The organism is Mesorhizobium ciceri biovar biserrulae WSM1271 (assembly GCF_000185905.1).
GTDB classification, from domain to species: Bacteria; Pseudomonadota; Alphaproteobacteria; order Rhizobiales; family Rhizobiaceae; genus Mesorhizobium; species Mesorhizobium ciceri.
In genome coordinates this window covers 4332587-4346407 of the sequence record NC_014923.1, presented here as the reverse complement: position 1 = coordinate 4346407, position 13821 = coordinate 4332587, and the positions used below count along the sequence as shown (strand labels likewise).

13 protein-coding genes are annotated in these 13821 nt (G+C 63.5%); 7 read left to right on the top strand and 6 right to left on the bottom strand.

Annotated features, from left to right (window positions below; genetic code table 11):
* Positions 1-3: 3 nt before the first annotated feature.
* Positions 4-966: a hypothetical protein gene (locus MESCI_RS21080; protein ID WP_013531974.1), complete on the bottom strand. Its 963-nt coding sequence runs from the start codon at positions 964-966 to the stop codon at positions 4-6.
* Positions 967-1123: 157 nt separating this feature from the next.
* Here MESCI_RS21080 and MESCI_RS21075 point away from each other — a divergent pair, with 157 nt between their 5' ends.
* Positions 1124-1708, top strand: a complete 585-nt coding sequence (locus tag MESCI_RS21075; RefSeq protein ID WP_013531973.1) for a nitroreductase family protein — start codon at positions 1124-1126, stop codon at positions 1706-1708.
* Complete coding sequence (locus tag MESCI_RS21070) at positions 1709-2317, top strand: flavin reductase family protein (protein WP_013531972.1); 609 nt, start codon at positions 1709-1711, stop codon at positions 2315-2317.
* Positions 2318-2334: 17 nt separating this feature from the next.
* On the opposite strand, the gene MESCI_RS21065 is transcribed toward MESCI_RS21070, so the two are convergent.
* On the bottom strand, positions 2335-3051 hold the full coding sequence (locus MESCI_RS21065) for a TetR/AcrR family transcriptional regulator (protein ID WP_013531971.1): 717 nt from the start codon (positions 3049-3051) through the stop codon (positions 2335-2337).
* 392 nt (positions 3052-3443) lie between these two features.
* Here MESCI_RS21065 and MESCI_RS21060 point away from each other — a divergent pair, with 392 nt between their 5' ends.
* The gene (locus MESCI_RS21060) at positions 3444-4118 is read left to right on the top strand and encodes a methyltransferase family protein (RefSeq protein WP_013531970.1); all 675 of its coding nucleotides are present in this window, start codon (positions 3444-3446) and stop codon (positions 4116-4118) included.
* 7 nt (positions 4119-4125) lie between these two features.
* On the opposite strand, the gene MESCI_RS21055 is transcribed toward MESCI_RS21060, so the two are convergent.
* Positions 4126-5007, bottom strand: coding sequence for an HpcH/HpaI aldolase/citrate lyase family protein (locus MESCI_RS21055; protein WP_013531969.1), 882 nt, complete (start codon positions 5005-5007; stop codon positions 4126-4128).
* A gap of 2 nt (positions 5008-5009) precedes the next feature.
* Positions 5010-5462, bottom strand: a complete 453-nt coding sequence (locus MESCI_RS21050; protein WP_013531968.1) for a MaoC family dehydratase — start codon at positions 5460-5462, stop codon at positions 5010-5012.
* Between the two features lie 151 nt (positions 5463-5613).
* Here MESCI_RS21050 and MESCI_RS21045 point away from each other — a divergent pair, with 151 nt between their 5' ends.
* Positions 5614-6738: a DUF2336 domain-containing protein gene (locus MESCI_RS21045; protein ID WP_013531967.1), complete on the top strand. Its 1125-nt coding sequence runs from the start codon at positions 5614-5616 to the stop codon at positions 6736-6738.
* Here MESCI_RS21045 and MESCI_RS21040 read toward each other — a convergent pair.
* Positions 6735-8801 carry an FUSC family protein gene (locus MESCI_RS21040; protein WP_013531966.1) on the bottom strand — a complete coding sequence of 689 codons (2067 nt, stop codon included), beginning with the start codon at positions 8799-8801 and terminating at the stop codon, positions 6735-6737. The genes MESCI_RS21045 and MESCI_RS21040 overlap by 4 nt on opposite strands.
* Positions 8802-8846: 45 nt before the next feature.
* Positions 8847-10904 (bottom strand): DNA topoisomerase IV subunit B, encoded by a 2058-nt coding sequence (gene parE, locus MESCI_RS21035; RefSeq protein WP_013531965.1) that lies wholly within the window; start codon positions 10902-10904, stop codon positions 8847-8849.
* A 237-nt stretch (positions 10905-11141) separates the two neighbouring features.
* On the opposite strand from parE, the gene cpaB reads away from it, so the two are divergent.
* The 3 genes from cpaB to MESCI_RS21020 are packed head-to-tail and all read left to right on the top strand — an operon-like array spanning position 11142 to position 13821.
* Positions 11142-12068, top strand: a complete 927-nt coding sequence (gene cpaB, locus MESCI_RS21030; protein WP_245268555.1) for a Flp pilus assembly protein CpaB — start codon at positions 11142-11144, stop codon at positions 12066-12068.
* 30 nt (positions 12069-12098) lie between these two features.
* On the top strand, positions 12099-13547 hold the full coding sequence (locus MESCI_RS21025) for a type II and III secretion system protein family protein (protein WP_013531963.1): 1449 nt from the start codon (positions 12099-12101) through the stop codon (positions 13545-13547).
* 4 nt (positions 13548-13551) lie between these two features.
* Positions 13552-13821, top strand: a complete 270-nt coding sequence (locus MESCI_RS21020; RefSeq protein ID WP_013531962.1) for a hypothetical protein — start codon at positions 13552-13554, stop codon at positions 13819-13821.

Sequence of the window (13821 nt, the reverse complement as noted above, 5' to 3'; positions counted from 1 at the left end):
AGGTTAATCCGCGCCTTCTTCAGGATCCATCGCCGCGGCCTCGGTGGCCAGAACCTCGATTTCCTGGTTCTGCCCGGCCACGACCGTAAAATCCTTCTGGTAGATGCGGTCGCGGTTCTTGGCGATGATGGTGTAGTCGCCCTCGGCCAGCACCATCGAGGCGAAAGCGCCGACGGTTTCCTTGATCGGATCGCCGGACTCGTTGAGCAGTGACCAGGACGTGTCGGCGATCGCCTCGCCACCGGTTTCGCGCACCAACTTCATCGTGATCTCGGCGGCGTGATGCTCGACGGTGGCTTCGGTCAGCTTGCCGGCCTCGACGCGGATGTCGGAGCGAATGACCGCATTGACCGCGCCATAGGTCGAGACGACATGGTAGATGCCGGCGTTGAGCCGCACGACGCTGTTGGGCTCGACATCGGGAATGATCAGCGCGCGGTCGCCATTGGCCTCGGCAGTGCCCTCGTAGATCGAAAAGCGCAGCTTCTTCGGTGGAATGCGCACGCCGCCGGACAGCACGGCGTCGAGCTTGAGGCCGCCGGCATCGAGCACGAGGCTTTCGCGCTTGGCGTCCTTGCCGACAGTGATGCGTTTGGTGGCGCCGGCCCGGCCGTAGGAGGCGTGAACCAGATAGCTGCCGGGTTCGAGCTGGAAGACGGCGGTGCCGCCATGCGAGGAGGCGACCATCGGCAATTTGCCGTTGACGGCTTCCGGCTTGAAGACCCGCCAGACGATGCCGCGCGTGATGTCGGAACCCTTGTCGGTCAACTGGGCAGAGAGTGTGATGGCACCGCCGCCGCTCAGTGCCAGTGACGTCTCGCCTTTCGGCGTCGCGTAGCTCGAAATTCCCGGAAGCTTCAGGTCGCTGACTCCGTCGACATTCTGCGCCATGGCGAACGAAACCGGCGCCATGAACAGCAGGGCGCCGAGCCAGACCAGGAAAAGACGGACAGTCCCCTCAAACATGCCTTGCGTTGAAGCCCATGGCGGTGGCAATTTCAAGGCTTAAGAGTCCGACCGATACGACTCTTCCGTCCGGCGTATCCCGCGCCAATGCCCGAGCCGCCCGAATCCCCGATGGTGCGCTTCAGCTCAAAACAGAATGTCCAGGAGACTTGCGCCCATGGCGTCGCCGATCATCGACTTCCTGCTGACCCGAAACTCCGCACCGATTCCAGATCTGAAGGAGCCGGCGCCGAGCGATGCGGAGATCGCGACAATGATCACTGCTGCCTCCCGGGTGCCCGATCATGGCCGGTTGGAGCCCTGGCGCTTCATCCTCTACCGTGGCGACGCCCGCGTCGAGATCGGCAGGCAACTGGCAGCACTTGCCGAGCAGCGGGAGGGCCCATTGACGGAGGGCCGCCGCAATCAGGAACTGGCGCGGTTCTCGCGCGCACCGCTGGTAATCGGCGTCATATCTGTCCCCAGGGAGAATCCAAAAATCCCGCAATGGGAAATGTTCCTGTCGGGCGGCATGGCGGCGATGAACCTGATGATATCAGCCAACGCGCTGGGCTTTGGCACCAACATGATCAGCAACTGGTATTCGGATGTGCCGGAGGGCAGGGCACTGCTGGGGCTGGCGCCGCAGGAGCGGGTCATCGGCTTCATCCATATCGGCTCCTATGCCGGCCCGGCGCCGGAGCGGCCCCGGCCCGATCCGGCAAAGCTGTACAGTGACTATTCGGGGCCGTGGGTCGGCTGAATGTTCTACGAGCCTTCAAAGGGCCACGGCCTGCCGCACGACCCTTCGAAGGCGATCGTGGCGCCGCGTCCGATCGGCTGGATTTCGACACTGAACAGGGCTGGTGAGATCAACCTCGCGCCATATTCCTTCTTCAATGCCGTTTCGACGCGGCCTTTCATCGTCTGGTTCTCCTCCGAAGGCGAGAAGGACAGCGCCTCCTTCGCCCAGGAAACCGGCGAGTTCGTGGCCAATCTGGTCAGCCGCGATCTCGCGGAGAAGATGAACCGCACGTCGGTCAATGCTCCGCGCGGCGTCAATGAGTTCGTCTATGCCGATCTTGCCATGGCGCCGTCTCGGCTGGTGGCGCCGCCGCGCGTGGCGGCAGCGCCGGCCGCGCTCGAATGCCGGGTGACTGAAGTTTTTCGGCCAAAGGCCTTGGACGGGCCGCCGACAAGTGCCGTCATCGTCGCCGGTGAAGTGGTCGGCGTGCATATCGACGACGCCTTCCTGACGGACGGCCTGTTCGACATCACCAAGGCCGGCAATGTCGCTCGTCTCGGCTATATGGACTATGCCAGCGTCGACGAGGTGTTTTCGATGCGCCGGCCGCGCTGGGACAAGGACTAGATATCAGGCTCGGCCAGCTACCACGCCTTGCCGGCACTCGTTCGCCGCCTGGCGGTCATGACGGTGCGCACATAGCCGGGCTCGCCGATCCGAATGCTTCCATCGGGCAGGCCCAGTATGCGGTCGAGGGCGATCTCGTAGAGCCTGACGCGTTTCTCCAGGACTTCGATCGCGGCCTCCATGTCGGCGTCGCTGCCGCCGGCAATGGCCTTGGCCACGACATCACGCGTGGCCATGCCGAATTGCATGACGATGTCGGCGACACCTTCCGGATCGAAGGTCCTGAAAGTGCCGTCTTCGATTCCTTGCCTGATGACCTTGACCAGCAGCGGTGAAAACGACGCGCTGGCGGCCAGATTGATACGGTGGAAAAGCACCAGATTCTCAGGCCGGAACATCGTCTCGAAAAGAGCCCAAGCTTCCGGCGCGGTTTCGATCTTGGCCCGCCGCGACTGGCTGAGCAGGCCATTCAGGCGGCCAAGCGGGTCGAGGCCGGGATCGTGGAGTATGTCCTGAACCCCAGCCAGCGCCTGTCTTGCAAAGCGATCGGCCAATGCCTCCAGGAGAGCCTCCTTGGAGGGGAAGTAATGATAGAAAGCACCCTTCGAGATGCCGGCGGACGCAATCACGTCATTGAGGCTCGCTTTGTCATAGCCTTGGGTCAGGAACAGGGTCTGGGCATGATCCAGAAGTTCTTCTCGCCTGAGTTCTGGATGCTTGATGACACGGGGCATGACGAACTTTCTGCACGTGATGGCTGCTCCCGTCCAGTCCCGACGTCGGCAGCCAGGGCAACGGATTTCGGGTTAACGGGTCCCTTCGGAGTCTCCGCTTGCGCGTTGGCTGAGCATCAAACGAAAAACCCGCCTGTGCGGCGGGTCACTGGCGCAAATCAGCACCATGGGCAAAAATGTACCATAGCTGAGATCACCGAGTCAAGAAAAAATTCCTATCACGGAGGCTGCCCGGCAAAAGCGGCCAACACAACCGACTGCTGCAAGCCTTTTATTAAGCTGGAGTTCGGAGCCTCGGGTCGAAGGTTCGCTTGAACTATAGACCAGTGGTCTGTATGGTAGACCAATGGTCTAAAATACCAATCATCAGCGGATATCAAGGCAGGTCGATCATGATCGCGAAATTGGTTCTTCAGACATTCGTCTGGTTCGTCGCTATGGGCGCCTTGCTCTTCCTGTCGGCCGGCACGCTGCATTGGCCGGGGGCCTGGGTCTATCTGGTGGGGATGGTGGGCCTCAGTCTCACCTTGGGCGTGGCGCTGGCGAGGCGCGATCCCGGTCTGATGAATGAGCGGCTGAGCTCTCCCATCCAGAAGAATCAGGACGCGGCCGACAAGGTGCTGCTGTCCATACTTCTGCTCGCCATCTTTGGTTCTCAGATATTCATGGGATTCGACGTTCGTTTCGGCTGGTCGGCGGTTCCCGTCTGGGTGCAGGTGGTCGGCGCACTGGTCCTGCTGCTCGGAATCTGGATCTGCTATCTGACGATGCTGGAGAACAGTTTTGCGGCGCCCGTGGTCAAGATCCAGGACGAACGCGGACAACGTGTGATCTCCACCGGGCCTTACAGCTACGTCCGCCATCCGATGTATGCCGGCGCCATCCTCTTCTTCGCCGGCACGGCACTTCTGCTTGGTTCCTGGTGGGGGCTGGCGTCGGTGCTCGTGCTCGTCGTTCTCTTGGCCATCCGCACCTTCATCGAAGAGAAAACGCTTCGCGCCGGTCTGCGCGGCTATGACGACTATGTGGCCCGGGTCCGTTACCGCCTGATTCCATTGGTTTGGTAGCAGGCGCTCAGGCGGAAACACCTGCCGCCTTTGCCCGCGCCAGAAGCCGCTCAGCCAGCCGCAGGTGCGGGCGGTCGAACATCTTGCCGTCGATAGCGACGACGCCGGGGCTTCCCGCTGCCGCGAACGCAGCAACGATTGCCGCCTTTTGTCTCACCGCCTCGGCCGACGGCGTGAAGGCTGCGTTGATGACCGGCACCTGATCGGGGTGGATCGCCATCTTGCCGGTGAAGCCATCGCGTTCGGCCTCGGCGCACTCCGCGGCGAAGGCCGCCATGTCGCGAAAATTCGGGAAGACGGTGTCGATCGCCGCGACCTCCGCCGCACCGGCGGCGAGTATGGTCATGGTGCGAGCGTGACGGAACACGTCCGTGTAGCGGCCATGCTCGTCGCGGGCGCTGCGCGCGCCGAGCGCCGCCGACAGGTCTTCCGCGCCCCAGGTGAGCCCGGCAAGCCGCGCGCTGGTCCCGGCATAGGTTGCCGCCGCCAGCACGCCTGCCGGCGTTTCGGTGATGATCGGCAGGATCTTGATCGCGCCGTCGGCCAGGCCGTTTTCGGCCTCGCGCACCCTGAGTTTTGCCGACAGGTGCTGCACATCCTGGCCGCCGTTCGACTTGGGCAGCATGATGCCGTCGGGTTTCGCCGGAACCAGCGCCGCCAGATCGTTATCCGTCAGCCCGGTCGCGAGGTCATTGACCCTGACATAGATGGCGGAAGTCGTTTGTGCCCTGCGTTCCAGGATGAAGCGCGCCGCTACGCCGCGCGCCAGCGCCTTGTTGTGCGGCGCCACGGAATCCTCGAGGTCGACGATGACCACGTCGGCGCCGGCACCAAAACCCCTTTCCAGCTTCCTCTCGGAGTCACCGGGGACGAACAGCAGCGAGCGCATGATCAGGCCGCCTTCTTCAGCATCATGGCTTGCCTGGTGCATTTGGCGACGAGATCGCCATGCTGGTTGTAGGCGCGATGCTCGAATTCGACGATGCCGCGATCGGGCTTCGACCTGGACTCGCGCACCGAGATGACTGTCGTTTCGACGCGAACGGTATCGCCATGGAAGACCGGATGCGGAAACACGGTTTCCTTCATGCCGAGATTGGCCACCGTGGTGCCGACGGTGATGTCATTGACCGAAATGCCGATCATCAGCCCGAGCGTGAACAGCGAATTGACCAGCGGCTTGCCCCATTCGCTCTTGGTGGCGAAATCGAAGTCGATGTGCAGCGGCTGCGGGTTCAGCGTCATCACCGAAAACAGCATGTTGTCGCTTTCGGTAACGGTCTTGCGCAGCGTGTGCTGGAAGACATGGCCGACGACGAACTCTTCGAGATAAAGTCCGGCCATTTCTCTCTCCTCAGGTGCTTGACGGTTGATAGGCGCTGCAAATCAGCCTCGCAAGCCAGTTAATGAACATGGTGAACGGTTCGTAAACCAATTCTGCCTACGGTCGTCAGTGGGGTCGGAACCTTCCGGCAAGGGGCGTAAGCAGGCGGGCATGGTTGTTGTTTCGCATTTCCTGAAATGGATCTACACGGCCAAGGTGTCGGAGCGCGCCGCGGCGGCGAGCGCTCTGGCCCGAGCCTACATCAATTCCGAATTGCCCTTCGAGGACCGCTGCGCCGCAGAGGCGGCGCTGACACTGTTGCTCGACGATGCCTCGTCAAAGGTGCGGCTGGCGATGGCCGAGGCGCTGTCGATGAGCCAACACGCGCCAATGCAGATCATCAGCGTGCTGGCCTCCGACCAGCCGGAAGTCGCCGGCGTGGTGCTGGCGCGCTCGCCGCTGCTCACCGACGCCGACCTGATCAACCGCGTGGCTTCGAGTCCGAAGGCGACGCAAAAACTGATCGCAGACCGGCCGCTCGTCTCGATGGCGCTGTCGGCGGCCATCGCCGAGATCGGCGAGGCGGACGCCTGCGCCGTGCTGCTCGCCAACAGCGGCGCCGACATCGCCTCGCTCAGCTTCCGCCGCATGGCCGAACGGCATGGGCACCTGCCGCTGGTGCGCGAGGCGCTGATATCGGATGTCAGGCTGCCGGCCGACTGCCGGCATATGCTGCTCGTCAAGCTTGGCGAAATGCTGAAAACGTCGCCACTGGTGATGGCGATGATGGGCGCGGCGCGAGCCGACCGCGTCATGCGCGACGCCTGCGTCAAGGCTTCGGTGACGCTGATCGAAGGCACGCGCACGGAAGAACATGCGGCCCTGATCGAGCATCTCAGGCTGCGTGGCGACCTCACCGCGAGCTTCCTCATCCGCACCATCGCGCATGGCAAGGTCGATTTCTTCGGCTCGGCACTGGTTGCGCTCAGCCAGCAGTCCGAACAACGTGTGAGGGCGCTGCTGGCCGGCGGGCACGACGTGGCCTTGCAGGCATTGTTCCGCAGCGCCGGGCTCGCCGGCGCCACGCACGCCATCATCCTGCGTGCGCTGAAGATCTGGCGCGAGGTCGCCAACGGCAAGCGCGTCGCCGGTGTGCAGGAGGTCAGCTGGCTGATGCTCAAGGAAGCGGGCGGTCAATCCGCCGAGGGTGATCTCGCCGCCTTGGTCAAATCGATCCATCTCGACGCGCTGCGCGAGAACGCGCGCGGCCACGCGCTGGCGATAGCGGCCGCCTAGCCTTTATCCCTGGCGAAAAAATCCGGAAAATCCTCCATCGCGGCGGCGATGATGCGCAGCGATGCCGCGATCTGCAGCAATTCCCCGGTACCGTTTCGCTGCGCAATGCTCGCCGAATATTGCCGGGCGACGGTGACGGTTGATGTCTGCGGATCGCCGGGGGCGCGGAAGAGCAGTTCGCGCGCCAGCCCTCTCAGGAAGTTGGCGATCGAAAGCGCGGTCTCGGATGGGATGGCATGGCTTTGGCTCGCATCGCGCAGCCGAAGGACCTCCAGGCCGACGGTGACGGCGGCGACGCCGCCGCCCAGAACCGCATCGCCTTTCTGACCGGCATTCTGCACCAGCGGCATCAATTGGTTGATGCGGTCGTAGGCGAGGCTCTCGAAGGCCGACCGCCTCGGCACCCGCTCATGCAGGCAAAGCCGCGCCAGATCCTCACGCATGGCGCGCACGATGCGGTTGGCCGCGAGCCAAGGATCGGCCGGCAGCACGACGATGAAGACACCGATCGCCAGCAGGATGCCGACCAGGATCGACGCCGAACCGGCGAAGAAGGGTCCGGGATCGTAGGTCATCGCCTGGTGTGGACTGAGGAAGGCGAGAAAGTTGATGGCGAAAGCCGTCGCCACGCCGACATAACGTGGATTGGCCATGGCCAGCGCCGTCGGCACCAGGATCGGCACGACAAACAGCATGAACCAGCCGAAGCCGGGCAGGGCCGGCAATGCGATCTGGCCGACGAGAAAGGCAAACGGCAGCGCCAGAAGCGTTCCCTTGAAGAAACCCCAGGCGACCTGCACAGGGTCGGGGCGAGCAGCAAACAGGCTCGACACGACGGCGACGAGAATGACCGTGCCGGCGGCTTCCGACCATTTCGTCGTCAACCAGAAGGCCGCGACCAGCAGCGTCGCAAGGGCAGCGCGCACCGCGTTGCGCGATGCGCCGGCGTAATCGCGATGCACCACCAGCGCAGGCTGCCTGCTGCCCCTGGCCGGGCGCGTGGCAGGCGCACGCAGGGCATCAAGGCCGCGCAGCACCTGCTTGAGCGCATCGGCGAAATCGGCGGCAATGGTCAGGCGGGTGATCGTGCCGACCCTGTCGTCGCCCTGGTCGGTCGAGGCATCGGGCATTTGCCGGGCCTTGGCCGAGATGGTGTCGAGCCGCGCCACCCAAGGCGTGGTGTCGTCCAGCGCGCCGGGCTTCGCGGCCATTTCACCGACAAGGGCCTGCAACTCCGAACGCACCGGAATGAGCGCCGCATTCTTCGGAGCGGCATGCGAATGCAACGCACGTGCCGCCGACAACGCCGAGAGCAGTTGTCCGATGGTGCGCCGGACCGGATGGGCGCGCGGCGCGAAGCTCGGCGCCTCGAGCCTGGCATAGGCGCGCATCTCGCCGAGCGTCTGGGTATCCGTGACCAGCTTTCGGTGCAGCGCGGACAGCGTTGCCGGGTCGCCGCCGGAGAACGCACCGCCGGCATAGGTGGCAAGATCGAGGATGCAGCGTTTCAGGCGCGAGACGATGGCGTCGCTGGCCAGTTTTGGCAGGATCAGCCGGCTGGTCAGGCCGGCGCAGACGATGCCGAGCACGATCTCGGCACAGCGCGCGACAGCGAGGTCGACGACGAGATGCGGCTGTCCGAAAGCGGGCAGGCCGATGATCATTGCGGTGTAGCCGGCCAGGGCGGCGCCATAGGCTTCCGGATTGCGCAGCAGCGACGAGACGAAGGTGCAGATGCCGATCCAGATGGCAAGCACAGTCACCAGCACCCAGGGGTTGGTGCCGAAAACGGTGGTGATGCCGATCGCGGCGATGCCGCCGACCAGCGTGCCGAGCAGCCGGTAGAAGCCCTTCGCCAGCACCATGCCGGCAACCGGCTGGGCGACGATGAACACCGTCATCATGGCCCATTGCGGATGGTCGAGCTTCAGCGCATAGGCTGCCAGCAGCGCGATCAAGCCGGCTGAAACGGTGCGCAAGGCAAAGATCCAGTCGGAGCGCGTCGGCTGCGTCAACCCGGCTAAACTCGTCTCGAAATAGCCTTTCAGCCGCGTCCTGGTCACATGCTCGTCTCCGCAACTGGAGCCTTGTTATGGACCGGCTGGCGGCTAGATATCCAGCACTTCCGTCTCGGCGAATTCGGCGCGTTCCTGGATGAAGCGGAAGCGGGCCTCCGGCTTCGTGCCCATCAACGCATCGACGGCGTCCTTGGTCGCCGTCTCGGCGTCGATTACATCGATCCTGAGCAGCGTTCGCTTCCTCGGATCCATGGTGGTTTCCTTGAGCTGGGCGGCCATCATCTCGCCCAGACCCTTGAAGCGGCCCAGTTCCACCTTGCCGCGCCCGGTGAATTCGGTGCGCAGGAGCTCGTCCTTGTGGGCGTCGTCTCGGGCATAGGCGACCTTGCCGCCTTGCCTGATCGAGTAAAGCGGCGGCACGGCGAGATAGAGATGGCCGCCACGCACCAGCGCCGGCATCTCCTGGTAGAAGAAGGTGATCAGCAGCGAGGCGATATGGGCGCCGTCGACATCGGCGTCGGTCATGATGATCACGCGGTCGTAGCGCAGATCCTCATCGCGGTACTTCGAACGCGTACCGCAGCCGAGCGCCTGGATCAGGTCTGAAATCTGTTGGTTGGCCGCCAGCTTATCGTTGCCGGCGCTGGCGACGTTGAGGATTTTGCCGCGCAATGGCAGCACGGCCTGGCTGGCGCGGTCGCGCGCCTGCTTGGCCGAGCCGCCGGCCGAGTCGCCTTCGACGATGAACAGTTCTGCACCGGCCGCGGCATTCTGCGTGCAGTCGGCGAGCTTGCCCGGCAGCCGCAGCTTGCGCACCGCGCTCTTGCGCGACACTTCCTTTTCCTGGCGCCGGCGCACCCGCTCGTCGGCGCGTGCGATCACCCATTCGAGCAGCTTCGAGGCTTCCTGCGGATTGTCGGCCAGCCAATGGTCGAACGGATCGCGGATCGCGGTCTCGACAATTCGAATTGCCTCGATCGTCGCCAGCCTGTCCTTGGTCTGTCCGACGAATTCCGGCTCGCGGATGAACACCGACAGCATGCCCGCTGCCGAGATCATGACGTCTTCCGAGGTGACGATCGAGGCGCGCTTGTTGCCGACGAGGTCGGCATAGGCGCGCAGGCCTCGCGTCAGAACGTTGCGGAAGCCGGCCTCGTGGGTGCCGCCTTCGCCGGTCGGGATGGTGTTGCAGTAGGAATTGATGAAGCCGTCGCCGCCGAACCAGGTCACCGCCCATTCGAGCGAGCCGTGGCCGCCTTGTTTCTCGCTCTTGCCGGCGAAAATCTCGCGCGTCACCTGGAAGTCGTCGCCGAGCGATGCCTTGAGATAGTCCTTCAGGCCGCCGGGAAAATGGAATTCCGCCTTGGCCGGCGTCTGGTCTTTTTCCTTGATCAGCGACGGATCGCAGGTCCAGCGGATTTCGACGCCGCCGAACAGATAGGCTTTCGAGCGCGTCATACGGTAGAGCCGCGCCGGTTCGAACGCCGCGCCCTTGCCGAAAATCTGCTCGTCGGGGTGGAAGCGGATCTTTGTGCCGCGCCGGTTGTGGACCTCGCCCAACTGTTCCAGGCCGGTCACGGGAACGCCGCGCGAGAATTTTTGCCGATAGAGTTGCCGTCCCCGCGCGACCTCGACCTCGAGATGGTCCGACAGCGCATTGACCACGGACACGCCGACGCCATGCAGGCCGCCTGATGTCTCGTAAACCTTGGAGTCGAACTTGCCGCCCGAATGCAGCGTCGTCATGATCACTTCAAGCGCCGGCTTCTTGAACTTCGGGTGCGGATCGATCGGGATGCCGCGGCCATTGTCCGTCACGGCGAGATAGCCGTCGGCCGAAAGCTCGACATCGATGAAGGTGGCGTGGCCGGCAACCGCTTCGTCCATCGAATTGTCGATGACCTCGGCGAACAGATGGTGCATCGCCTTGTCGTCGGTACCGCCGATATACATGCCTGGCCGGCGGCGCACCGGCTCCAGCCCTTCCAGCACCTCGATGTCGGCGGCGCTATAGCCCTCGCTGCCGTCCTTGGTCGAGGCAGGACGCTTGGTGGCTTGCACCACCAGTGGATCCGCCGGGCGCGCAGCGGTACGCACCGGCTGCGGCTGCTTGTCCATATTGCCGAAGAGATCGTTGCTGTCGTCCATGCCTGCCATAGGTTCCGGTGCTGCGAATCACCTCGCGATACTGCCACGCTTTTCAGCGCCAAGCGACCGAGGTTCCTGTTCCGTTCGGGGATCTGGGCCCTCTTACCCCAAAACCATTCGATAACCAAGCCGGCGGAAATAGATCCGATACCAACGCCCGGGATTCCTGATTCTTTAACAATGCCGCCTAACGTGAGCCCAACTAAATAAGAAACTGCTGATATCAGGGGTTTAGGCGTGAGGGGCAAGGCCATATCGATGATCGGCATCGCCGCCGTTTTCGGCGCGATCTCGATCTTTGCCGCGGATTTCTGGGTCAAAAGCCAGGCCAAGGCCGATTCCGAAGAGAAGACGTCGTCGATTCCGGCACCTGTCGTGCCGAAGGTCGAATTCAAGACCATTGTGGTGGCGAATGCCCCGTTGCGCTACGGCATGGAGCTCGACCGCGCGCAGCTCAGCGAAATCCCGTGGTCGCAAGAGTCCGTGCCGCAGGGCGCCTTCACCACCATCAATGCGTTGCTCGCCGACGGCAGCCGCGTGGTGCTGTCGCCGATCGAGGTCAACGAACCGGTGCTGCTGACCAAGCTGTCCGGGCCAAATGGCCGCGCGACGCTCTCCAACATGATGACGCCCGGAATGCGGGCGGTGACCATCCGTACCGACGAGATCGCCGGGGTTGGCGGCTTCGTCACGCCGGGCGACCGGGTTGATGTGGTGCTGACACGCGATGCCGGCGAAATCCAGGAAGTGGCCAAGAATGCGCAAGGCGCTGCCGGTTCCACCATCACCTCCGAGATCGTTGTCGCCGATGCCAAGGTGCTGAGCGTCGGGCAGGGCGCCGACGAGCGCCAGACGACGCCGCAGATTTCCAATTCGGTGACAATCGAGGTGACGACGGACGGCGCGCAGAAAGTAGCGCTGGCCCGCACCGTCGGCACGCTCTCGCTGTCGCTTCGGTCCGCCAGCGAAGGCGCTGACGGCAAGAGCGGCGTCACCACCATCTCCTCCTTCGGCGGATCGGTCGCCTCGAATGTGCAGGCCGCGGCCGGCTCGGTGTTCGACGCCGTCACCAAGGAGCCGGAGAAACCGAAGTTCAAGACGGTCATCGTAACGCGCGGCACGAAGGCCGAGGAATACCAGGTTCCTTCGCGGGACCAGAAATAAACCAGTGGGGACTGGGTGAGGGACGGGACAATGTTCGGGCTGTTCATATATCGGGTCATGACGCGGTTGCGCGTTTTGCGCGCCGTGGCTGTCGCGTCTTCGCTGGCCGCTGCGGCGATGCTGGCCTTGGGCGCCTCGGCGGCGAGAGCTGACAACGACGTCGTCTACGTGTCGTCGACCAAGAATGCGTCAATCAAGGTTGCCAAGGGCAAGCCGAAGACGATCATCACCAGTGCTGCCTTCTACCAGATCGTCATCGGCGATCCGGAGATCGCCAACGTCAATCCGCTGACCGACAAATCCTTCTATGTGCTCGGCAACAATCTCGGCACCACCGGGATTGCGCTGTTCGATGAGAAAAAGCAGCTTGTCGGCACCGTCGACATCGAGGTGACGCTCGACACCGACCAACTGGCCAGCACCATTCGCGCCAGCGTGCCGGATGCCAGGATCAAGGTCGGATCGGCCAATGGCCGTGTCGTGCTGTCGGGCGAGGCCGACGATGCCGTCGCCGCCGAAAAGGCAAACAAGATCGCGACGCGCTTTTCCGGTGCCGAGGAGGTGATCAACTCGGTCAACATCTCATCTTCGCAACAGGTCCAGCTCAACGTCCGCTTTGTCGAGATCAACCGCCAGGCGGGCCAGGATCTGGGTGCCAAATACGCCGCCAATTTCGCCTATGGCCTTGGCGGCCGCGACGTCTCGATCGATCCGGGCACAGTGCCGACGGCCGGTACTGGCGAGATCATCGGTCGTCTCCTATCGAACGGCGTATCGATCGATATCGCCATCAAGGCGCTGGAAGAGCGCGGCTTGGCGCGGCGACTGGCCGAGCCGAACCTGATCGCCCGGTCCGGCCAGACGGCGAGCTTCCTCGCCGGCGGCGAGTTCCCGATCCCGGTCTCGGAGGACAACGGCAAGATCTCGGTCAGCTACAAGAAATACGGCGTCAGCCTGGATTTCACGCCGACGGTTCTGAAAGACGGGCTGGTCAGCCTTGATATCGCGCCGGAAGTCTCCTCGATCGATGCGTCGGCCTCCTACAATATCGGGACGATCTCGGTTCCTGGCTTCATCGTGCGGCGTGCCAGGACGTCAGTCGACCTGAAGAACGGCCAGAGCTTCATGATCGCTGGACTGCTGCAGTCGCAAAACGACATCACCACGTCGCGCATTCCGGGCCTCGGCAAGATGCCGGTGCTTGGGGCGCTGTTCTCGTCGAAATCCTATCAGCGGCGCGAGACCGACCTCGTCATCATCGTAACGCCCTATCTGGTCAAGCCGGTCGATCCGTCGAAGAAGCTCGTCGAGCCGACAGATGGCACGCAGCCGGCCAGCAATGCCGACTATTTTCTCAACAACACCGAGGAAGTGAAGGATTCCGATGCCGGTCGCACCGTGGCGCTGGCAGACGGCCGCGTCACTCAACCTGCAGCGGCCGCTTCGGCTGGGCATTTCCTCGACCTGCCGAAGGATTGAAGCCATGCGTCTGGTCTTTGGATCGAGCGTCGCCTTGCTGCTGGCCGGCTTTGCCGCTGGCTGCACCAGCGACGACTATGTGCGCAGCGAAGGGCCAACGGCCGGCGCCGGCAATGCGCAGGCCGCCAACACCGTCATGCAGATGGTCGATCCCTGGAAATACGGGGTCCAGAACACCAGGCTCCTGGTGCCGGCCCAACGAGGCAGTGCCGCGGCTGTCACACCCGATCAGGCGGCCGGTGCCAAGGCGTCGCAGTCGACCACAGGCAACTGA

What these genes read in the sequence shown, in the direction of transcription:
- MESCI_RS21025 (WP_013531963.1), top strand. Translation starts at nt 12,099, where the DNA reads ATGTTCGGGCTGTTCATATATCGGGTCATGACGCGGTTGCGCGTTTTG.
- MESCI_RS21020 (WP_013531962.1), top strand. Translation starts at nt 13,552, where the DNA reads ATGCGTCTGGTCTTTGGATCGAGCGTCGCCTTGCTGCTGGCCGGCTTT.
- MESCI_RS21050 (WP_013531968.1), bottom strand. Translation starts at nt 5,462, where the DNA reads ATGGCCGGACTTTATCTCGAAGAGTTCGTCGTCGGCCATGTCTTCCAG.
- MESCI_RS21060 (WP_013531970.1), top strand. Translation starts at nt 3,444, where the DNA reads ATGATCGCGAAATTGGTTCTTCAGACATTCGTCTGGTTCGTCGCTATG.
- MESCI_RS21045 (WP_013531967.1), top strand. Translation starts at nt 5,614, where the DNA reads ATGGTTGTTGTTTCGCATTTCCTGAAATGGATCTACACGGCCAAGGTG.
- MESCI_RS21070 (WP_013531972.1), top strand. Translation starts at nt 1,709, where the DNA reads ATGTTCTACGAGCCTTCAAAGGGCCACGGCCTGCCGCACGACCCTTCG.
- MESCI_RS21075 (WP_013531973.1), top strand. Translation starts at nt 1,124, where the DNA reads ATGGCGTCGCCGATCATCGACTTCCTGCTGACCCGAAACTCCGCACCG.
- MESCI_RS21065 (WP_013531971.1), bottom strand. Translation starts at nt 3,051, where the DNA reads ATGCCCCGTGTCATCAAGCATCCAGAACTCAGGCGAGAAGAACTTCTG.
- MESCI_RS21055 (WP_013531969.1), bottom strand. Translation starts at nt 5,007, where the DNA reads ATGCGCTCGCTGCTGTTCGTCCCCGGTGACTCCGAGAGGAAGCTGGAA.
- parE (WP_013531965.1), bottom strand. Translation starts at nt 10,904, where the DNA reads ATGGACGACAGCAACGATCTCTTCGGCAATATGGACAAGCAGCCGCAG.
- MESCI_RS21080 (WP_013531974.1), bottom strand. Translation starts at nt 966, where the DNA reads ATGTTTGAGGGGACTGTCCGTCTTTTCCTGGTCTGGCTCGGCGCCCTG.